Here is a 20216-nt window from a genome sequence, read left to right on the forward strand (position 1 = left end):
AGATAACTAGCAAATATTTGGAGGGTTCGCCGATGCATTATTCTGAAACGTGGGACTTAGACAGTATTTTCCCCGGGGGCTTAGCTTCCCCGGCTTTAAAAAGTAAGTTAACCACTTTAAAACAACAACTACATGATACGCAAACCACCTTGACGAATTGGCGGGCCGAAGCCGATACGCCCGCTTTTGATTGGTTTCAACAATTAACTCAGGATTTACAACGCTTAGAGGCCGGATTACTACAAAGCCAAGTGTTCGTGGTCGCGGTCCAGTCCGCTGATGCCAGCAACACTCAAGCTGGTGCCTTACTGAACCAACTCTATCAATTGGATAATCAGCGTGAAAACTTGATGACCCAATTCAAGAAAAAACTCGTGGCGTTACCCCAAGCAACTTTCGCTAAAATTGTCGAACAGCCGGAACTCAAACCGATTGCGTTTAACTTAACAGAAATGCGGAAGCAAGGCTTAGCGTTATTAGACGACCAAACCGAAGCCTTGATTAATAACTTGGCAATCGACGGTTTCCAAGGCTGGAGCGATCACTACGACACCTTAGTTAACCAGATTAAAGTGAGCTACACTGATGAACAAGGCACCAAACAAACCCTTTCTGCGGGACAAGCTCAAAACATGTTGGCCGCAGCGATGCCCAATCAGCAACGCACTGACTTAATGCACAACTGGGAACAAGCTTGGCAACAACAAGCTGCGCCGATGGCTGATACATTGAACCATTTAGCTGGCTTCCGACTACAAGATTACAAGGCTCATGGAACCAGTGACTTCTTGCGGCGACCATTAGACTTGAATCGTTTAAGCAAAGATACCTTAACCACCATGTATCAAGTCGTGGCTGACAGTCAATCGTTATTGTTGGACTACTTAAAACGCAAAGTCACTTTAATGGGCAAAACACAACTTGACTGGCAAGATGTTGAAGCCCCCCTCACCTTGAGTGATGCCCCACAAACCCAGACTTACGATCAAGCTGCCGACTTTGTCATCAGTAACTTCGCAGCCTTTAGTCCTAAAATGGCCAAACTCGCCAAATATGCGTTTGACCATCGCTGGATCGAAGCGGAAAATCGTCCCAACAAACGTCCCGGCGGTTACATGGAAAGTTTGCCCGAAACGAAAGAATCGCGGATCTTTATGACCTTTACCGGTTCGCCAAACGACACGGCTACTTTAGCTCATGAACTCGGTCATGCCTTTCATAGTGACGTCATTAAAGACCTGCCACTCTGGCGACAAGACTATGCCATGAACGTGGCAGAAACCGCCTCAACTTTTGCCGAATTAATTGTCGCCGATGCCAACGTCAAAACGGCTAAAGACACGAAGACAAAGCTAGATTTGTTAGATGCAAAAATGCAAAATCCACTGGCAATGTTTTTAGACATTCGCGCCCGGTTCTTGTTTGAAACTAGCTTCTATGAAGCAAGACAAGATCATATTGTGACGCCAACTGAATTGTCTGACTTGATGTTAAACGCGCAAAAGACCGCTTATGGCAATGCGTTAACGACTTATCACCCGATGTTTTGGGCTAGCAAGCTCCATTTCTACATCGCTGATACGCCGTTTTACAACTTCCCATACACGTTTGGTTACTTATTCAGCCTCGGCATCTACGCCCAAGCCAAGCAACAACCAGACTTCGAAGATCGTTACATCGCTTTATTACGCGATACGGCTAATATGTCCACCGAAAACTTAGCGAAGAAACATCTCGGTGTGGACTTAACCAAACCAGCCTTTTGGCAAGCTGGCGTTGCTTTGATTAAACGCGATATTGATGAATTTATGGCCCTCTCCGCGCCATTATTATAATGAAATGGATGTGAGCATATGTTTCCAGAACGTTTACGAGCCCTTCGTCGTGGTCAAAAAATGACGCTCGGTGAACTCGCGACTGCTTTAAATAATCTCCCTGATGCTGATTTGACTAACCGTAAAAATACGGCCGCCCAAATTGGGAATTGGGAACGTAATTTACGGACGCCTTCTTATTTAGAAGTTCGTAAATTAGCTGAATTTTTCCACGTCACAACCGACTACTTATCGGGACGCGCTGACCAAGCTGAATACGACTTAGGTCGAATCTTCTTATCCGGTAAACCATTGACCTTTAATCAAGAGTCGCTTTCCAGTGAAGATCGCTACGAACTCTTCCAACTGATGGACGGTTATTTACATGGCCGCCAATATCGAACAACTGATGACGCCGTTGGTCAAGAAGAACTTGACTTACATTTTGACAACTAGGAGGTCTTCATGCACCCAAAGAAATTAAAACAATTAAAAAAGCACTTAAAATCATCAACATCAGCTAAAACCAGTTACATTACTCAGATGCAACATTACCGAGAAGTCTTCAAGGACGATCCACAAATTTTGATCTTAATTAACAACGTTTTAGAAGCTGACCGTTTACTAGCAGCAGGATTAGCACCACAGCCATTGCCGGTCTTACAAGTCCCCGATGACTTCCAAGATCAACTTTTTAAACGGATTAATGAACAATACGCCATGGGTGATCCTCGTGGTGATGCTGCTTGGAATACGTTATCGGCGGCGTTGCCAAAAGTCGATCAATTACTTCGCGACTTCCGTGATTACATCGAAGACCAATATGGCATGTGGGCCTACATTAGCGCCCCATTTCTAAAAGACCTCGCCGACAACCTCGGTAATGGTCCAGTCCTCGAAGTGATGGCGGGTAATGGTTATATCTCTAAAGGCCTCAAACGCCTGCATCCAACGCAAACGGTGATCACCACTGATTCTAAAGCTTGGACGAAAGAAAACGGCAATCAAACCGGGAAACAACCGGTCACGGCGATTGAAACGTTAGATGCCGTCAATGCCTTTCAGAAGTACGCCGCTGACCTGGATTACGTCATCATGGCCTGGTCGCCAGATAAGTTAACGATTGATTGGGACTTGCTTCAAGCAATGCGAGCTAGTGAGGTCGATGTGCCATTAATCTGCATTGGCGAAAAATACGGCGCGACCGGCTCCAAAGCCTTTTGGGATCACGCCGAGTATCAAGATGGTCCCCTCGTTGAAAAACTCAACGCGCACTACCGACCATTTGATCTCATTCATGATCAAGTTTATGTCATAAAATAAACCTAACTTGCCGCCTACCGTTCGCCCACATTGAGCCGGAACGCTATGGATAGACCGGCTAAGCCAAAGAACGGTCTTAGCCGTCGTTTTGAACCGCCAAACCCGCGTTTCAAAAGCGCCAGACTCTAAGCGATAAAACCGCTAAGAGTCCCATGGCTGGGCTCAATGTGGACTCACTCTCGGCTATAATGGTTATTTACGCAATGAGTACGTATAACCGAAGCCAGCCAGTGATGGCGCCCGCTGTGAAAACATCGTAAAGTCCGGATGGCTTTGCCGGACTTTACGATGTGGACGACTTAAGAGACTAGTGATTTTTGCTAGGCTCTTAAGCGAGGTTGAAGCCTGATTTTTAGGCTGAAACCGGTCCCCCAGCCGGCAGAATCATTGGCTGGCGAAGGTGGCCAATTCAGAGCTATTAACTAAAATAACGCGTCTTCACATTAATTGTGAGGACGCGTTATTTTTTAAGCTAGTGGATCATGCTGATGGGCTAGATGATAGGCGTAGCCAGTGGAGACGGCAATGACTATCGCTATAAATATCAAAATTGGTATCGGCGTTAGGTTGGCGTTTAAATAACTAAACCCAATCATCAACCAGCCACTCGCAACTAATAACCAACCACCAAGTACATTGGTTTTATGCCAAATGATGGGCGACTGCAGTGTCCAAACGATACGAATGCCTAAGACATGATTTGGCAACGTATCAACACATAAAACACCGACAACGCCAAATAACAAACCGACGATGACGGCCACCGTATTTTGCAAATGCCACACCCCTGGTAATAAAATCGCTAACCAGCTGTAACTAAACCAGGCAATCGCCCAGTGACTTGCCACTTGCCAGGCTGACCACTGTAATACTGGCGCTAAAGCAAACGGCAACACTAACGATAAACTATAAATCACCGTTATGGGTAATAGGATCGTTGGAGACACGATTAACTTAACCGATTGTGACAATGGCAACCACAGCCAGATTAATCCTAATAAATTGCAACCAGTTGCCCCTAACGCCCACCAACGTTGCTTTTCAACTGTTGACATTTTTCTCACCACTTTTCAATGATGTAGTCCTAAAATCATCATCACGACTAGAACAACTACCATCATTCCAACTAGATAACCATAAAATAACCGATCAGCCCAAGTCACCCGTTTAATCCCCTGTACCGCTCGCGTCATACCTGATACAAAGAGCGCTAAAAATGCGTAACCAAAGAGACCAGCCATACTCAGACCAATCCAAGAATGTCCACTTGCCGGTTGTTGATCAATCAAATAGATACCCCATAATAAACAGTCAAATAATCCAATCGTTGGTAAAATCGCTAGTCCTTTTCGCATACACACCACACCCGTTTTACACAGATTATAGCCGTCTAAAAATCATTACAACATTATAATGACTTCGGCTCACCTCTTTTAAAGCAAGCATACAGCAACAACCAGTAAACTAGCTCACCGCTATCTTGGTTAAGCAGCCTTACATTAAAACGTCTTGATAAGTTTCTTACCGACAAACCGGCTATACTACCCTTAACCTTAATCGTGGAGGCTTGATGTTATGCGCAACTTAATTAAACTTATCGGCATTTATCTAAGCGGCCTGCCAGTCTTCATCATCATCTTTTATTTCATGACGGCCACACCAACTGGTCAGTTGTCCCTCTCCTGGAATCTTGCCAATGGTTATTTGACCTTATCTTATCTGATTGCTTTCCCCATTTTACTTATGTGGTTGCCCAACTTACGCCGAGGTCATTTCACGATGAAATCCTTAGCCACGCGCTCAACCGAGCTCGGCTCACCTAGTCGTAATCAGGCGACTAACCCGATCGCGCCACCATCTAATCTGCAGTTACTCAATCAACAACATGATGATACGACCAATTTTTTACTTTTCTTATTTGAACGTGGCATTTTATCGACGATTGCACTACCTGTGATTATCATTGTCGCTAGCTATAAAGGCGTCAAACACTGGCATAAAAAATGAGCCCTTTACCTGAAAAACGTCAAGTAAAAGACTCATTCCTTATTTGGCTACTAAAAATCGAAACTTGTATTTGGCAATAATCATTAATCAAGAGTAAAACTACTCTTGGTTAAACTGGTAACCACTAAATTGACCGACAATATAATCGGAGTCAGCCAGTGATGGCGCCGGCCGTGAAAACAGCGTTAGTCCGGATGATTTGTTCCGGACTTACGCTGTGGACGACTTTTGAGACTAGCGGTTTTGGCTAGGCACAAAAGCGAGGTGGAAGCCCGCACTTTGGGCTGAAGCCGGTCCCCACAGCCGGCAGAATCACTGGCTGGCGTAGGTGACCAACTTAACACAACCAAAATACGACTTCTACTGCCATATTTATCTGTTAACTTTTAATTAGCTATTTTTTACATGTGTTTGTAAAAAGGTAACTGCGGCAGCGTGCATCTTGTGTGGCACATGATGAACCCCACCTTCAGCGCGTTTAAAGATAGTCGCGGACAACGCTGGCGTTGCGGCAAACTGTTCTTTAAAGGCTTGCACATACTTATATGGCACCATCGTATCAGCGGTCCCATTAAAGAAGAACATTGGCCGACCCGCCAAACGTTCTGGATGCAACGACAAGTCAATGGGATCTAGTTGCGCATACGTCTTCGTTAAAAGGTCAGCCGGTAATTTGGCTTGCCATTCAGCAGGTAATTGCGCCACTTGATCTTTGGCAAAAGCCACCGGTGCTGGTGAACCGATTAAGGAAACACCGGCTTTAATGTCCGGTTGTGTTGCCATAATTGCCGATGCCGTGATACCACCCATCGAGGTTCCCATCACGCCTAAGCGATCAGGGTCAGTAATCCCTTGATTGACTAACGCCTCCACCAATCGTGGAAACTCAGCAACGGAATGACCGACAATATTCCAGAATTGTTCTGGATGATGGGCTAGATTCGTGCCATCATTGCGACTACCATGTAAGTACGCCGTTGGTAAAATCACTCGGAAGCCAGCTCGAACCAAGTCATAGCTCGCCACTAGTTCGCTGGACGTGGGCGTCGTCCAGCCATGATAATCGATAATGGTGGGGAGTTTGGTTTGCGCTTGACTAGCCGCAAACACGTGTAATACAGGTAAATCGTCGAGCTTCGTTGCGCGCACGATTACATCTTCAAAAATTGTTGTTGTCATCTTTATCACCATTTCTTTGCCAGGATTAATAATTTCCAGTGTAGCAAACAATCCATCTCAAACCAATAAAAAAGCGTTAGTGGCCTCGTTTGACCGCTAACGCTAATCTTTACTTTTCTAACGTATCTAAGAAATCTTCAACTTGTTTTTGCGTCTTGCGGAACTTATCCACATAACGACCAGTTTCCTCACCATCGGTAATCCCAACGAAACTAGGAATTCCCATCACACCCATGTCTTGGGCGATTTCGATGTTGGCGTCACGATCAACGGTAATCCAATCATATTGGTCGTATTTCTTTTCAATTTCTGGCATCACTGGCTTGATAAAGGCGCAATCTGGGCACCAGTCCGCTGTGAAGAATAACATGTGTTTCCCTGTTTTGATGCGATCGCGAATTTCGGCATCGCTTAAAGTTGCTGTTGCCATTTCAAAACCTCCAAAAATTGTGTTTGTCTCTTTCAATAAACCAAGTTTACCACATACCAAAAGTAAGTAAAGTGTTTTGTTTTACTTGACCGCCGCCGCTAATGCCTGGGCTAAGTCCGCTTGTAAATCCGCAACATTTTCTAGACCAGTTGATAACCGAATCAAGTTTGGCGTGATGCCTTTAGCTTGCCGAGCTTCCTCGGTTAAATCCGCATGGGTCTGAACCGCCGGCACCGTCACCAAGCTTTCCGCCCCACCTAAACTCTCCGCAAATGAAATCACTTTAAGGGCTCGCAAAAATTGATCGACATCAACGTTTTCAGCTAAATAAAAACTAATCATCCCGCCTCGTCCTGGATACAGCACTTTATCCACATGTGGATCTTGACCTAACGTTTTAACCAACGTTTGTGCATTAGCTTCATGTTGATGAATCCGTAATGGCAACGTTTTTAAACTACGCAGTAATAACCAAGCATCAAACGGATCAAGCACCGCCCCAGTTGTCACTAAGTTAAATTCCAAGGCATCCGCATCAGCTTGGTGTTTCGCTACGACGGCCCCGGCTAACACGTCGTTATGGCCAGCTAAGTATTTAGTCGCCGAATGCACGACAATATCCGCACCTAAGTCTAACGGTTTTTGAATAAGTGGCGTGTAAAATGTGTTATCCACAATTAACTTAATGCCCTGGGCTTGGGTGGTTTTCGCCGTCGCTGCAATGTCGATGACTTTCATCGTCGGGTTGGATGGCGTTTCTAGCCATAACGCCACGGTTTGATCATCAATCAATTGGGCTAACGCGGCCTGATCTTGCCCATCCCACACCGCAAATTCCAAGTGATAATGATCGTGCAATAAATCAAAGAATCGATATGACCCACCGTAAAGATCATCGGATACAATAATCCGATCACCACTGTGAAATAACGTGAAAACTAGTTGGATCGCCGCCATGCCAGACGTCAATGCAAAGGCCGCAACACCATGTTCTAACTGCGCTAATGTTTGTTCCAAAATACATCGTGTCGGTTGCGCTTCTCGTGGGTAATCAAAGCCCGTCGATTGGCCTAAGCCAGCATGGCGATACGCGGTGGATAAATAGATTGGCGCTGAAATCGCACCAGTCTTATCATCATCGGTTCGGTTCCCCGCTTGTGCGAGTAAGGTTTCAATATGTAATTGGTCAGTAGTCGATTTTGTCATGATTAAGTCCTCTTTCTCTGATTAGTTGTTGACACAAAAAAGCGCCCCGAATCCTAGCTTGCACTAAGATTCGGGGCGCATCAGCGCGGTACCACCCGAGTTTGATAATTGGTCACCCAATTAAACTCATCAAGTTGCCATCACAACTCGCTGGGGTATCGGCCAGTGCCGCTAGCACAGCGTTTAACCACCGTGACTAGGCATTCCGAGCTCATTTTCATTACCTGCGACAATACCGGTTTTCAATTCATCCGGCTCCCTGTGATTGCTTCTAGTAATTACTCTACTCATCAACATGTAATTTTAATTATATTCTCATCTTACGCTAATTATCGAAGACACGTCAAGGACAAATTTAACTGACTAAGACCAACTGGGCTTGAATTGCCTGCAAATCTGCTTGCAAGGCATGTTGAATTTCAAGGTTAGCCGCCGTTCGGGTACGTAACTTGGCTAGTCGCTGCGTGAGTAACCGTTGTTGCACCAGTAAATAATGCTGATGACTCGTTAACTTAACGGGTGTGACCGTACACGTCAATGGTTTTCGTGGGACCACTAGTTTAACCAGACCACATTTTTTGTTCTGTTGATTATTCGCCATTCCCCCGGCCACTTCCCCTCAAACTGATTATCTATAGTATAGTCGCTTATACCTACTATAAGGCAAGCTTTTTTGTGAAAAAACACAAAAATCCGGTCCAAATCGGCACCGGATCTCTGGTATGTTCAATCATCGATTATTAATCAGTTAAGTGTTCGAGATGTGCTGCTCGTAATAGTCGATATGCAGTAGGTCGTTGTAGCCGATCACATGAAAATGCTGGGGACGTCACTTGACTCAACCAATACGCATCGTTAGCTAATTGCCAACCTCGTGACTGACCAGTGACACAACAAAAATCTAGCGTTGCAACTTGCGTCAATAATTGTTGACTAAGTTTGAACAATGGTTGCGGTGTCGCCAGTAATTGTAAGTCTGAAACTTTTGCCGCCAACAACCAACATCGTGCTTGATCAGCTAAGCCACGTAACTGCTGATCAGCATCGACCGTTGGTGATTTTAACTCAGCAACCGTCAAACTTAACAAGGCAGCGGCGGTGTTCAATAACGACTGATGATCTAAACAGGCTAAATAGCTTGCCAAGTACCACTGCTGTTGCAATCTGGGCGACACCGATTGTTTTAGCTCAGCCAACACCTGCCCCATCGTCGTCAACAAACGTGCATACGCAGAGGTTTCGATTTGTCCCATTAACGTTGCCAATGAATACTGTTCATAAATCTCACTGGCATCTGTCGCTGGGTCCCACATGAGTAGATCAACATCGTCACGAACCACTAATTCATTAACCACCGGCCGAATATCCGTTGACCAGTGACTGCTAGGTTCAAAATCATGACCAGACAACTGTAAGGCATACCGCCGCATTGAACACACCTCCTCACTTAATTGATTGTTCTTACTGTAACACCTTCGGCCCACTCGAAGGCAACTGGAAACTTCACTAATTTAAAAGGAGCCTCCAAGCCTTCTTTAGGCAACGATATCCCCTTTAGTTTACTTTTTAAAGGCAATTGGTTATACTTACTGTAACACCAAGGTAGTTATGAGCATTTATGTTATCATAGCGATCCTTGGTCGTTCAACTTTTTTAGCTATTTTTACATCATCACTTTTTTAGGAGGGTTCTAGTTGTCCTATACAATTCAAGAAGTTGCCAAGCAAATGAACATTTCCACGTATAGTATTCGTTACTATCATGATCATGGCATGTTACCTTTTGTTAAACGCGACGAAAACAATAATCGAATTTTCGAAGATACTGATCTCGAATGGTTACACATCATCGTCTGCCTCCGTCAAACAGGGATGCCGGTTGAACGTATCCAACATTACTTGGACCTCGTTCAAGAAGGCGAACAAACCGTGCCTGAACGTTACGACATGATGAAAGCCCAACAAACACGGACATTAAATGAAATCAACGATCTACAAAACCATTTGAAAACAATCAACTACAAAGTTGACCACTACGCTGATATTTTAATCAACCATAAAGCTGATAACTTCGTGCCATCTAACTTGGCCGAAGCCCAACAGCAAGATGTTTATCAAGAAAATCAACCGTAATACTAAAAATCTCGCTAGCCTAATTTTGCGGCTAACGAGATTTTTTTAATGCTGTTTTTCACCCGGCATAATTAAGAAAATTGCCGCCAATAAAGCAAATAGTAATAATCCTGAACCCGTTAAAATGGCTTGTCGAAAACCAACGAGTGGCTTGTTAGATAATCCTTGAACTGCAACTAAAATAGACAAACCGACCGAACCACCAAGCTGATGCATCACATTAACAACCCCAGAAGCAGCCCCGGCATCAGTGCCTTTTGTATGTGCCACACCAGCAGCGGTAAAGGGACTAAGTGACAACCCTTGTCCAATCCCGATCACCACCATCGGCGCAGCAATCCCTAACCAATAGCCAATCGTCACGGTGAAGAAACTCATCCAAAACATCCCAATTAACGTCAAGGCAATCCCAGTAACCAGCAAGCCACCGTTGCCCCATTTGGCCGTCAACCGCGCAACTTGGAGCGCGATAATAAAGTTCACAATCGTTAATGGGAAGAACGCCACGCCTGCCATTAACGCGCTAAAACCAAGTTGATTTTGCATCAATTGCGGCGTAATGAACCAAAATCCTAGCATCGATCCTAAATACAAGAACCGGCCGATATAAGCCCCTACCCGTTCACGATCGGCAAATAACCGTAATGGCATAATTGGTTGAGCAGTCCGATGCTCCTGTAAGACAAAGATCCCTAACATCACAATCGCTAAAATTAAAGCTGGCACTTGCATCCAAGTCCCAACAATACTATAAACTAACGCACTCATCCCGATTAATGACGTGATTGTGCCAACCCAATCCAAACGTCCAGTTTGTCCTCGATCTGCTTTTAAATACCGAATAGCTAACGTGAACATCCAAATACTGATTGGCACATTAATAAAGAACCCGACTCGCCACGTTAATAAACTAGCAAAGACACCACCGATGACCAAACTAACACTGGCACCAATCCCGGCCATCGCACCATAATAAGCAATCGCGCGAACTCGAGCTGGACCCGTATACGTATCCATCAAGATGGCTAAAGTCGTTGGCGCTAAAATAGCTGAACCAATCCCTTGAAAGGCCCGCGCTGCAATAATCATTGGTGCATTAACCGCCAAGCCTACGATCAAAGAACCTAAGCCAAAGATCACTAACCCAATTTCAAACACACGCCGGCGACCAAATAAATCACCGGCCCGACCGCCTAATAATAAGAAACCACCAAAGGTCAACGAGTAGGCACTGCTGACCCATGATAAGGTTTGTTGATTCAAGTTCAAGTCTTGTGCGATTTTAACAGTCCCGGTAAAGATAATCGAGTTATCTAGTAAAATCATAAAGTAGCTAAATAAAATAATTAATAATATCCAATCAAAACGTTTCTTGTTTGTCATGTTATGACCCCTTTTTCTTAAGTGAATAAATGAAGTTTAGACCTTCATCTGTACTTCAAGGCAAGGGATTATTTTCATTTTTTTACAAAAAAAGTTGCCGACACTTGGTCGACAACTTCATGGACTAGTTTACCGATAGACCGGCGTATCACCATCGGTACCCGGTTTAGCGATACCGAGACTACTATTTTCATACAAATCTGGTTTCAGCATTATTTTCATAATCAAGTCTGCAATGCTAGCACGCGAAATTGTCGTGCCTTTAAACGTCTCGCCTTTTTCAGTTAAGTCATAGTCCACCTCATCATCATTCGTCATATAGCCAGCCCGAATGATGGTGTACGTTAAGGGCGATGTCTCAATACGTTGGGCCGCACGCCGGGTATCTTCCATGACCTCATGGCCGATTGACCGTTCTAGCCAAGCATCAAACTTAGCAGGTAATTCGTGATATAACCCTAATCCCGTAACATAAATCAAACGTTTCACGGTACTTTCAGTCATCGCTTGAACAATATTCTTCACCATGGGTTCAAACGTTCCACCCAAGTTAGCATAGACGATGTCCTGTCCGACCATGGCTGCTTGTAACATTGCGTAGTCATTCACGTCACCTTCGATCAACGTTTCACGTTGAGGATCAATTGGTTGTAACCGATCCGCGTGCCGCAAATATGACGTTAAATGGTTATCCGTTTCTGCCAATAATCGTTGCCGAACTAAACGGGCAATTTGTCCATGGGCACCTAAGATTAAAATATTCATGTTTTTTCCTCCAATTACTTAGTAGACCTAGTGTAAAACTTAAAGTTAACTTGAAGTCAACAAAAAAAGACGGCACTTGGCCGCCCCCAATCATTACATCTTATCGTTAAGTTTGTCTTGATGCTCTCGTTCCAAAGCGCGTAACTCCGCTTCAGTGCTCGCCATATGATCATAGAAATGAGCTAACTTGAAATTCAAATGGTCAATGGCGGCCTGTAAATCATCGCGTTTCTCTTCCATAACCGCTAATTGTTCTTGTAAAATCGCCTTTTGTTCATTCGTATTGTCTTCTTGAGCATCGAATAACTCGATATAGCGCCGTAGACTTTCGATACTCATGCCGGCATTTCGCATTTGGGTGACAAATCGAATCCGGCGTAAAATTCGTTCGTCAATATCGCGATTGCCGACTTCAGTCCGATCAATCGCTGGAATCAAAGATTCTTTTTCATAGTAGCGAATTGCCGCCGATGAGACGCCTGTTTTTTGACTGGCTTCTTTAATATTCATGCTGTGACCTCCTAGTATACGGGTCGATCTTGGCCTTGTGTGTCTGAGTCCGCAATGCCAAGGCTTTCCTGTTGATATCGACTTGGCTCTTTAATGAGTTGCAAGACGATATCGGCAATGCTTTGTCGTGAACCAGAAACGCCATTATAAGGTTGGTCTTTGGTGGTCAATTGATAGTTGATCTCATCACGATCATTTAACCATGGTAATCGTAAGGTTGTGTAAGCCAAGTCAGACGCTGCTAATAAGGCATCTGAACGTTGCGCTGGCGCCATCCCGTTGCCAATCATTTCAAGGTTCCAGCGGCCAAATTCACCCGGTACTTCATTGTAAAGACCTAATACGTTTGTAAAGAGGACGCGTTGAACGTGGTTAGCCTGCATTGCCGCAATCACATTTTTCGTGAGTCGATTTTGTGGATCATGATCGACAGCCGCTACAAAAACGATATCTTGTCCAACCATAGCGGTATTAACCGCTGCTGCATCAGTGATGTCACCGTCAATTATGGTCACACGATCATTATCGGCTAAAGCTTGCAACCGACTCGCTTGCCGTAAGAATAAGGTTAAGCTCACATCTTGAAAGTCAGGTTCGGTTAATAATCGCTGTTCAACAATGCGTGCAATTTGACCGTTCGCTGCTAAAATAAGTATCTTTTTCATCATTAAAAACTCCTCTACTTTTAAGGTCATCATCTAACTCATGATCACAGCCTAAACCTTCATGTGTACTTCAAGGCAAGAGAAAATTTCCAATTCAATAAAAAAACGGTCGATCCAACTACGATCAACCGATTAATCTTAAAGTTTACTCTGTAAAAAAGCAGCGATCACTAGGATATAAGCAATCTCTAACACGGCGACCCCAGCTGCAATCCCTAATGCCGATAAAGTCCCCCAACGACCATCGCGCCATCGTAATTCAAAATAAAATTCAGTGAAGACAATGCCAATCAACCCGGCCCCAATTCCTAATCCGGCTTGCCAGAGTTGCCCCCACGGTCCTATAATCGTCAAAAACAGTGCGACCCAACCAGTAATAGTAACTAGGTAATTTATCAGTTTTGCCATTACTACTCACCCCAATACTTGCCATTATTTGCCAAGCTGAGCAATAAAGCAATGACTTAATTCATCAATTATCACGACTAATAAGTCGCAATCCATAGTTTTTCATATAACCCAGCCTGTGCCATCAATACATCGTGGCTTCCATGTTCTATTAACTGTCCATGATTCATAACATACACACTGTCACATTGTTGCGCAATCTTTAAATGATGAGCGATAAAGATAATTGTTCGACCAGTAATCTGCATAAGATTCCTAATAACTTGCTTTTCAGTTAGAACATCTAGACCACTAGTCGCTTCATCTAAAATAATGGTTTTAGAGTCTTGCAATAGCGCACGCGCTAACGCCAGTCTTTGCTTTTGCCCACCCGATAGATTACTCCCCTTTTCTTCTAGGATACTCTGTAATCCCAACGGTTGTGAGTCAATAAACTCATCTAGCCCTGCCAAATGACAAACCGAAAATAGTTCCTCATCATTAGGTGTATGACTGACACCAAACAACAAATTATCCAATATACTACCGCTAAAGAAAAAGGATTCTTGCGGTACATAGGTAATCTGACTTCTAATTTCATCAGTCTGTAAATCATCTAACTTGTGATTACCATAACAAATTGTTCCGCTATCCGGCTCATAAAATTTGACTAATAATTTTGCCAGGGTTGACTTTCCAGAACCACTAGCACCGACAAGTGCTACCTTTTCGCCAGGTTGCACCGTTAAATTAATATTCATCAGTGTTGGTTCATCAAACTTATAACTAAAACTAACTTTTTCCATTCTAATAGTTTGACCAGTTGGCTTAACTGTTTTACTTTGAATCGGCAACTCTGGATTAATTTCAAGGACTTCATTTAATCGGTCAGCGGCTATTTTGGCGGTCTGAACTTTTGTTTGCAACGTAACGATGTTCTCCAAAGGTCCCATATAAAAACCGAGTAATGCATTGTATGTTATTAATTGGCCAATACTTAATTGACCATTGATGACATATTTTGCGCCAATCCATAAAAGAATGCCACTACAACCAAACTGAATAACTTGTTTGCAAGCCTCGTGCAATTGGCTAATCACTGAAACCCGATAAGATTTTTTCAATAAATCAGTCAAATAGTGATTTAATTTCACAAAGATACGTGGCTCTTCACCATAAGCCTTAACGGTTTCAATTCCTTTAAGTGACTCAATAAAGTTAGCATTAAATCGCGCTCCCGATGCCATTTCATTTCGATTAACTCGATTCAATATTTGATAAAAAGCTAACATCGTACCACAGTATAACGGCACCACAATCAGTGTAATTAAAAATAAAACCCGGTTTTTCAATGACAAAATAACGCTAATAACCAATAACATGCTGACATCAATGAAAATAGTCAATACTGCACTGGCGATTGCATCAATAATCTTACTAGCATCAACAAAACGTGTGAAAATTTCACCAGTCTTGCGCGTTTCAAAAAAGCTCATTGGCAATTTTAAAACATGCCGAATATAATGTCTCATTGATCCAAGCCCCATTTGCTGGCCTAGTCTTGCCAGCAAAATATTACTACTAAAGTCCGTAAGTGAACGTACGACATATAAAGTAAGCAATCCTATCGACGTAATTGTTAACAGATTTAGACTTTTCTGTGGCAAAATCGAATCTAATAAAACTTGAAAATAAAACGAACTCAGTAATCCTAGAATAGTCGTAATCAAGGTAACTAAGATAATTATTGCCACCAAGCCTTTAAACGATTTAAGCATCTTAGTCATCTTAAAAAGATTAGTACCTAGCTGCTTAACTGGTTGGTATTCAGGTGTCGGTTGAGCAGTTAATAAAATACCTGTCCAAGACTGACAAAATTCATCAATGGATATTTTGCTTTTTCCCTTACCTGGATCGGCAATATATAATTGATGGCCCTTAATACGATAAATAACCACATAATGCGTATAATCTTCGTCAATCATTAAATGTGCAATTAATGGTAGTTGCACATTTGACTGTAATAAATAATCACTATTAGCTTGTAGCGCTTGAAAGTCAAAGCCATAATGCTCAAAACCTCTTTTTAAACCATAGGCCGTAGTCCCTGATGAGTCGGTTTCAGATATCTCACGCAACTTTTGCAAGGATACTAAGGATCGATATTTTTTTAAAATCATCGCCAAACAGGCAACGCCGCAGTCGCTTTCATCTAATTGCGGTATATATGAAAAACCCATCATGAACCTCCTTAAACTAGTTTAAGCCGCCGCTTCAGCTCCTTAACCTTGGTTAGAGAACACTTACAATTCATACCATTACTAAAATAAATCATTCTTGTTTTGACATCATAAGATTCAATGTTGCTAACATTAATCAACGCTGATTTTGAGCATCTAAATAACTCCGGCGTCTTCTTTTCTACAGTCTGTAATTTACCGTAAAACTCATATTCACCACTACGTGCGTATAAACTAATCCGATGGGGAATATCAGATGGTGTTAGAAGTAAAACATCTTGTAAATTCAAATTATAAATTCGACTGCCGACTGTAAATGAAAAATTCTGTTGTCTTTCTTGCGCCGCCGCTATTGATCTAGCACGTGCCAAGTTTAAGTTATCAATAAGTTCATCCCGTAATTTTTCAACCGACTGATCCTTACTAATAAAACCTAAAGCTTCCAACTGATGCTTTAATGTTGCTGGAGCCAGTTCATCATGGGTGATGATAAAGATTAACTTAGCCTGAACATCCTTGACACGAATCTTTGCTGCTAATTCTATGCCGTCAATTTGGGCATTCAAATCTATATCTAACAAATAGATACCATTTTGAGGCTGCTCCTTATTCACATATGCTAAACATTCTTGGGGATCGGACGTACTCAACCCAAACTTAAAGTCTTCATCGTGAAATAAGACATAATTCTTAACAATCGTCGTTATTTGTGACAATTGAGTTGGATTATCCTCACACATAACAATTGGATACATTTAGCCCTCCTCCTTGGAATCATTGATGGTTATTTGAACTGTAAACTTTTTAGGCGAACTTTTATAAACAACAAAGACATTTGAATATTTACGACGAATATCATCAATAATACTTAAACCTAAACCACTATGCTTTTCCTTCGTTGTTACACCTGGCTTACGCAGCTGCTTCAAGTTGCCGACCTGATCATGTCCCGTATTCTCAATAGTTATATTTAAACTATCGGTATCTTGAAAGATCATAATCGTGATCATGCCATCGGTCTCGTGTCCAACAGCTTCCATCGCATTATCCAATGTAATACTTAATAAACGAACCATATCAAATGACTTAATCGTCAGTGAATGGACGGGCCTGCGACATTCAAACCGAAAATCCACATGATTATGTTCGAACATAAAAAATTTATTTAGCAAGATACTCTTCATATGGATCTCATTGACATTGCCAATATCTTGATAATTATCAGTAATTTCACTCAGTTCTTGATTAGAATATAATTGTAGATCATCTAAATAATGACGAACCTTTTCTACATCTCCGATTTGAGCAAGTTCAGCCAAGCTTAATAACATATTTTTATAGTCATGTCTAAACTTTCTTAACTCCATTTGACTTTGCTCTAACTGTTCCGTATAAGTACGTAAATTATCTAATTGCTGTTGTTTAATTTGGCTCTCGTAGTGCCGCTTAATACTTAAATAAGCGCTTATAAACAGCCCCAATAAAAAAAGCAATTCAATACTTGCAAAAATTAAAGTTCCAATTGAGAATTTATTGTACACACCGATTTGATCTGCTAATTCAATGTACAAGAAAAAGATTAATATTACTCCAGATTGTAAAGTCACAAGCAGCCACTTAAAATTTTCATTCTCAAATAAACGATTAACACTATCTCTTAAACACAAATTAATCAGCATCAAAAAAATAGCTTCCACCAACAGCCTCGACAAAGTAAATCCCCAACCTACTAATTTAGAATTACTAACAAGACTAAGCAAAGCATCGCTAACAAAAGTAACAAGTAGCAATGATAGATATGAAAATAATAGTAGATTTAAACCTTTTACCACTAGTTTAAATCTATAATTGATGATGTATAACAATACTATATATATTAAGTAAACAATAAAGCCAAAATTAATATTCAATATAAAGATTAACGGAACACATAAAATACCAAGCCATTTATTCAAGGTTCCCTGTTGATCCATACTTATTTTCAAAAAAAACAAGTAGAAAAAGATGATCTCTATTAAAAGCTGAAAAATATATGCCCGAGTGTCCATTTGCACGACTTATCACCTCAAATTAATGATGCACATGATGCACCCTTAATATAGCATATTTTATAAAAAGTTAGCACTTAGTGAAAAATGAATAGACACACGTTGTCACACTTTTCGCAGGATCTTTAGTATGCACTGAACCGCGAATTTTACGACCACCATTAATTTTTTTCAAATCCTTCAATTTAATAATTCTTACTTCTGCTGTTGATTTTTTCATTCTTAAAATCCCCTTTGCTTTGATACATTTATTATGCATGCATTGTTCGATAATTGACTAAAAACATCTCAAAGTAAAAAATATTCTTCTTGAAATGTAATAATGTTAAATGTGCTCTTATATAGACTAAAATCATTAACTCAATATTAATTAGATCTTCCATACAAGATAAACCTCCACTGCCAATATCTCCCACACCATGTGATTTAGTAATAGTTCACATAGTTTCTTCACTAAAAAACACGCCAAGAAAATGGACTCTCTTGACGTGTCTCAAACATAACTATTATTTAATTAACATTTGCCATGACCAGCTGTAGCTACACGATTAACACCGCATGAAAAAGCTTGTCCCCAGTTCACAGTACAACGTTTCTTTGAACATGAAAGGCCGTTACCATAATATTTACCACCGATAATTTGCTTCATTTCTTTTTCTGAGACTACTTTAACTTTTGACATAATAATTCCTCCATTTTGTTTTAGGTTTAGTGAGAAACAAATTGAAATCTAAATACAATTTATTACCAGCTACTTTGAAACAATATTTACTAGTTTTGACTGTAATCAGTTTCAAGTTGTTGCAGATCTGATAACGTGGTGTCATCACCAACAGTCATAGAAACAACTTTTCCTTTAGAAAAGACAGCGACAGTAGGTGTTCCCATGAAGTCGAATGGGCTGTTGAATGTATCGAAAAATTGATTTCGTGTTTCCTGAGAAGCAGTTTTAAGTGAACCTTCTGGACCATAATCAAAATAATAGACTGGTTGTTTAGCTTCTTTCAAGAATTGCTTCATCACAGGTGAAAACGCACGGCAATGTGAACATTCTTTAAAACCAATAAATACGATGAATTTATCCCCACTCGCGACTTTAGACAAATATTGATCGACATTAAATGGCTGAACACCTTTAATATTAGCTTCATAATTAGATTCACTAACTTTTGGTTGTGTCGTCACTTCAGTTTTAGTTGTCGTACTAGTCGTATCAGCATATGCCTGGTTAGGCGTTTTAAGCATTAAGCTGCTAGTAGCTAAAAGCACTGTCGCCGCAGTTACAAAAATTGATTTAAATTTCATTATAATTCCCCACTCAACATTTATTGTTCTAGCTGATTAAACTCAACTAATATTAACGAGGGCTCTCGCTGTTCCGTTCGAACAATATCTATATTAGATCGTTTTTTACCAAAAAGTTAAACTTATTTTGTAAATGAGAAAATCCGTCTTAACCGCAAGCTGAAACGTGCCTGTTTAACTTTTGTCAACCCATCAATTAATTTGCTAAATCTTGCCGATTACTTTTAACAAAGCTAGTTCTGAACAGGTAGTGCGGCCACACCAATCAATTATTTATGATCACTTGAAGTTCACTATTTAAATCAATCTTATCTGCTTCCATTCTTTTTAATCAGTTCAAAAATGAAGTTGCTCTTAGGATTATCCCCAATAGCTAGATGATGTTCTTGGTCATCCACTCAAATAAAGCTTTCAATTACTCTTAAATAATCCAATGGTAATGATAGCTGTTCAGGTGTCGGACTGATAATATCACCATCGATAAATAACCTGTTGATTGTGTAAATCAAATCGCAACCAATAGACAACCGAACAGTAAAAAAAAATATAATCGCCATGTACCTTAGTAATACTCGAATCTCTAGCAAGAGCTTATCCCTGATTTTGCTGATGAATAACTTTAAATCTTGTTAGGAATTTTTGTTCATAGTCGTTACAAATGACACCAGCATGATCAACACTTCCATCATCGATATTCAGATATTCAAAACCAACATCCATGCTTTAAACCCAAACATCATTTGATATACTTTTCCTCGTTATAGGTGGTCTCAATCACAGATAATTTCATCATCCATACACTTAAGTCTCATAGTTCAGCAA

Annotated in this window: 23 protein-coding genes; 5 read left to right on the forward strand and 18 right to left on the reverse strand. The window is 41.3% G+C overall.

Annotation, left to right across the window (positions count from 1 at the left end; genetic code table 11):
- Positions 1–32: 32 nt before the first annotated feature.
- From FFM84_RS12540 to FFM84_RS12550, 3 genes are read left to right on the forward strand one after another with little or no spacing between them, the layout of a single operon-like run.
- A complete protein-coding gene (locus tag FFM84_RS12540; RefSeq protein WP_130845495.1) occupies positions 33–1835 on the forward strand; it encodes a M3 family oligoendopeptidase in 1803 nt (600 codons plus the stop codon).
- Positions 1836–1853: 18 nt separating this feature from the next.
- The gene (locus tag FFM84_RS12545) at positions 1854–2270 is read left to right on the forward strand and encodes a helix-turn-helix domain-containing protein (protein WP_130845494.1); all 417 of its coding nucleotides are present in this window, start codon (positions 1854–1856) and stop codon (positions 2268–2270) included.
- A gap of 9 nt (positions 2271–2279) precedes the next feature.
- Positions 2280–3137: an SAM-dependent methyltransferase gene (locus FFM84_RS12550; RefSeq protein ID WP_130845493.1), complete on the forward strand. Its 858-nt coding sequence runs from the start codon at positions 2280–2282 to the stop codon at positions 3135–3137.
- Positions 3138–3604: 467 nt separating this feature from the next.
- On the opposite strand, the gene FFM84_RS12555 is transcribed toward FFM84_RS12550, so the two are convergent.
- Positions 3605–4192: an SdpI family protein gene (locus FFM84_RS12555; protein WP_130845492.1), complete on the reverse strand. Its 588-nt coding sequence runs from the start codon at positions 4190–4192 to the stop codon at positions 3605–3607.
- 15 nt (positions 4193–4207) lie between these two features.
- Positions 4208–4492, reverse strand: a complete 285-nt coding sequence (locus FFM84_RS12560) for a LasU family protein (RefSeq protein ID WP_130845491.1) — start codon at positions 4490–4492, stop codon at positions 4208–4210.
- A gap of 220 nt (positions 4493–4712) precedes the next feature.
- Between FFM84_RS12560 and FFM84_RS12565 the strand changes: the two genes are divergently transcribed.
- Positions 4713–5144 (forward strand): hypothetical protein, encoded by a 432-nt coding sequence (locus FFM84_RS12565; RefSeq protein WP_130845490.1) that lies wholly within the window; start codon positions 4713–4715, stop codon positions 5142–5144.
- Positions 5145–5534: 390 nt separating this feature from the next.
- Here the strand turns inward: FFM84_RS12565 and FFM84_RS12570 are convergent, their stop codons facing one another.
- From FFM84_RS12570 to FFM84_RS12590, 5 genes are all read right to left on the reverse strand, one after another.
- Positions 5535–6323 carry an alpha/beta fold hydrolase gene (locus FFM84_RS12570; protein WP_130845489.1) on the reverse strand — a complete coding sequence of 263 codons (789 nt, stop codon included), beginning with the start codon at positions 6321–6323 and terminating at the stop codon, positions 5535–5537.
- Between the two features lie 109 nt (positions 6324–6432).
- The gene (locus FFM84_RS12575) at positions 6433–6753 is read right to left on the reverse strand and encodes a thioredoxin family protein (RefSeq protein ID WP_130845488.1); all 321 of its coding nucleotides are present in this window, start codon (positions 6751–6753) and stop codon (positions 6433–6435) included.
- An 81-nt stretch (positions 6754–6834) separates the two neighbouring features.
- On the reverse strand, positions 6835–7959 hold the full coding sequence (locus tag FFM84_RS12580; protein ID WP_130845487.1) for a PLP-dependent transferase: 1125 nt from the start codon (positions 7957–7959) through the stop codon (positions 6835–6837).
- A 355-nt stretch (positions 7960–8314) separates the two neighbouring features.
- Entirely contained in the window at positions 8315–8560 is a 246-nt protein-coding gene (locus tag FFM84_RS12585) for a hypothetical protein (protein WP_130845486.1), read from the reverse strand.
- 139 nt (positions 8561–8699) lie between these two features.
- Positions 8700–9389 carry a hypothetical protein gene (locus FFM84_RS12590; protein WP_130845485.1) on the reverse strand — a complete coding sequence of 230 codons (690 nt, stop codon included), beginning with the start codon at positions 9387–9389 and terminating at the stop codon, positions 8700–8702.
- A 264-nt stretch (positions 9390–9653) separates the two neighbouring features.
- Here FFM84_RS12590 and FFM84_RS12595 point away from each other — a divergent pair, with 264 nt between their 5' ends.
- A complete protein-coding gene (locus FFM84_RS12595) occupies positions 9654–10091 on the forward strand; it encodes a MerR family transcriptional regulator (RefSeq protein WP_130845484.1) in 438 nt (145 codons plus the stop codon).
- A 45-nt stretch (positions 10092–10136) separates the two neighbouring features.
- On the opposite strand, the gene FFM84_RS12600 is transcribed toward FFM84_RS12595, so the two are convergent.
- From FFM84_RS12600 to FFM84_RS12645, 11 genes are all read right to left on the reverse strand, one after another.
- Positions 10137–11474 (reverse strand): MFS transporter, encoded by a 1338-nt coding sequence (locus tag FFM84_RS12600; RefSeq protein WP_130845483.1) that lies wholly within the window; start codon positions 11472–11474, stop codon positions 10137–10139.
- A 129-nt stretch (positions 11475–11603) separates the two neighbouring features.
- Positions 11604–12239, reverse strand: a complete 636-nt coding sequence (locus FFM84_RS12605) for an NAD(P)H-binding protein (RefSeq protein ID WP_130845482.1) — start codon at positions 12237–12239, stop codon at positions 11604–11606.
- A 93-nt stretch (positions 12240–12332) separates the two neighbouring features.
- Positions 12333–12749, reverse strand: coding sequence for a MerR family transcriptional regulator (locus tag FFM84_RS12610; protein ID WP_130845481.1), 417 nt, complete (start codon positions 12747–12749; stop codon positions 12333–12335).
- 11 nt (positions 12750–12760) lie between these two features.
- Positions 12761–13417, reverse strand: a complete 657-nt coding sequence (locus tag FFM84_RS12615) for an NAD(P)H-binding protein (protein WP_130845480.1) — start codon at positions 13415–13417, stop codon at positions 12761–12763.
- A gap of 135 nt (positions 13418–13552) precedes the next feature.
- On the reverse strand, positions 13553–13822 hold the full coding sequence (locus tag FFM84_RS12620) for a hypothetical protein (protein ID WP_130845479.1): 270 nt from the start codon (positions 13820–13822) through the stop codon (positions 13553–13555).
- Positions 13823–13899: 77 nt separating this feature from the next.
- Positions 13900–16041, reverse strand: a complete 2142-nt coding sequence (locus FFM84_RS12625) for a peptidase domain-containing ABC transporter (protein WP_165450317.1) — start codon at positions 16039–16041, stop codon at positions 13900–13902.
- Positions 16042–16052: 11 nt separating this feature from the next.
- The gene (locus tag FFM84_RS12630) at positions 16053–16796 is read right to left on the reverse strand and encodes a LytR/AlgR family response regulator transcription factor (RefSeq protein ID WP_130845477.1); all 744 of its coding nucleotides are present in this window, start codon (positions 16794–16796) and stop codon (positions 16053–16055) included.
- Positions 16797–18089, reverse strand: coding sequence for a sensor histidine kinase (locus FFM84_RS12635; protein WP_225425316.1), 1293 nt, complete (start codon positions 18087–18089; stop codon positions 16797–16799).
- Between the two features lie 70 nt (positions 18090–18159).
- Complete coding sequence (locus FFM84_RS16175) at positions 18160–18309, reverse strand: hypothetical protein (RefSeq protein WP_165450316.1); 150 nt, start codon at positions 18307–18309, stop codon at positions 18160–18162.
- A 294-nt stretch (positions 18310–18603) separates the two neighbouring features.
- Complete coding sequence (locus FFM84_RS12640) at positions 18604–18771, reverse strand: leucocin A/sakacin P family class II bacteriocin (protein ID WP_130845475.1); 168 nt, start codon at positions 18769–18771, stop codon at positions 18604–18606.
- An 89-nt stretch (positions 18772–18860) separates the two neighbouring features.
- Complete coding sequence (locus tag FFM84_RS12645; protein WP_225425313.1) at positions 18861–19394, reverse strand: PedC/BrcD family bacteriocin maturation disulfide isomerase; 534 nt, start codon at positions 19392–19394, stop codon at positions 18861–18863.
- Between the last annotated feature and the right edge of the window lie 822 nt (positions 19395–20216).

The organism is Lactiplantibacillus mudanjiangensis (assembly GCF_005405385.1).
GTDB classification, from domain to species: domain Bacteria; phylum Bacillota; class Bacilli; order Lactobacillales; family Lactobacillaceae; genus Lactiplantibacillus; species Lactiplantibacillus mudanjiangensis.

Coding starts and splice junctions, on each gene's coding strand:
- FFM84_RS12610 (WP_130845481.1), bottom strand. CDS start 12,749: ATGAATATTAAAGAAGCCAGTCAAAAAACAGGCGTCTCATCGGCGGCA.
- FFM84_RS12590 (WP_130845485.1), bottom strand. CDS start 9,389: ATGCGGCGGTATGCCTTACAGTTGTCTGGTCATGATTTTGAACCTAGC.
- FFM84_RS16175 (WP_165450316.1), bottom strand. CDS start 18,309: ATGAAAAAATCAACAGCAGAAGTAAGAATTATTAAATTGAAGGATTTG.
- FFM84_RS12565 (WP_130845490.1), top strand. CDS start 4,713: ATGCGCAACTTAATTAAACTTATCGGCATTTATCTAAGCGGCCTGCCA.
- FFM84_RS12585 (WP_130845486.1), bottom strand. CDS start 8,560: ATGGCGAATAATCAACAGAACAAAAAATGTGGTCTGGTTAAACTAGTG.
- FFM84_RS12600 (WP_130845483.1), bottom strand. CDS start 11,474: ATGACAAACAAGAAACGTTTTGATTGGATATTATTAATTATTTTATTT.
- FFM84_RS12580 (WP_130845487.1), bottom strand. CDS start 7,959: ATGACAAAATCGACTACTGACCAATTACATATTGAAACCTTACTCGCA.
- FFM84_RS12570 (WP_130845489.1), bottom strand. CDS start 6,323: ATGACAACAACAATTTTTGAAGATGTAATCGTGCGCGCAACGAAGCTC.
- FFM84_RS12605 (WP_130845482.1), bottom strand. CDS start 12,239: ATGAATATTTTAATCTTAGGTGCCCATGGACAAATTGCCCGTTTAGTT.
- FFM84_RS12630 (WP_130845477.1), bottom strand. CDS start 16,796: ATGTATCCAATTGTTATGTGTGAGGATAATCCAACTCAATTGTCACAA.
- FFM84_RS12545 (WP_130845494.1), top strand. CDS start 1,854: ATGTTTCCAGAACGTTTACGAGCCCTTCGTCGTGGTCAAAAAATGACG.
- FFM84_RS12615 (WP_130845480.1), bottom strand. CDS start 13,417: ATGATGAAAAAGATACTTATTTTAGCAGCGAACGGTCAAATTGCACGC.
- FFM84_RS12550 (WP_130845493.1), top strand. CDS start 2,280: ATGCACCCAAAGAAATTAAAACAATTAAAAAAGCACTTAAAATCATCA.
- FFM84_RS12645 (WP_225425313.1), bottom strand. CDS start 19,394: ATGAAATTTAAATCAATTTTTGTAACTGCGGCGACAGTGCTTTTAGCT.
- FFM84_RS12560 (WP_130845491.1), bottom strand. CDS start 4,492: ATGCGAAAAGGACTAGCGATTTTACCAACGATTGGATTATTTGACTGT.
- FFM84_RS12620 (WP_130845479.1), bottom strand. CDS start 13,822: ATGGCAAAACTGATAAATTACCTAGTTACTATTACTGGTTGGGTCGCA.
- FFM84_RS12635 (WP_225425316.1), bottom strand. CDS start 18,089: ATGGACACTCGGGCATATATTTTTCAGCTTTTAATAGAGATCATCTTT.
- FFM84_RS12575 (WP_130845488.1), bottom strand. CDS start 6,753: ATGGCAACAGCAACTTTAAGCGATGCCGAAATTCGCGATCGCATCAAA.
- FFM84_RS12640 (WP_130845475.1), bottom strand. CDS start 18,771: ATGTCAAAAGTTAAAGTAGTCTCAGAAAAAGAAATGAAGCAAATTATC.
- FFM84_RS12540 (WP_130845495.1), top strand. CDS start 33: ATGCATTATTCTGAAACGTGGGACTTAGACAGTATTTTCCCCGGGGGC.
- FFM84_RS12555 (WP_130845492.1), bottom strand. CDS start 4,192: ATGTCAACAGTTGAAAAGCAACGTTGGTGGGCGTTAGGGGCAACTGGT.
- FFM84_RS12625 (WP_165450317.1), bottom strand. CDS start 16,041: ATGGGTTTTTCATATATACCGCAATTAGATGAAAGCGACTGCGGCGTT.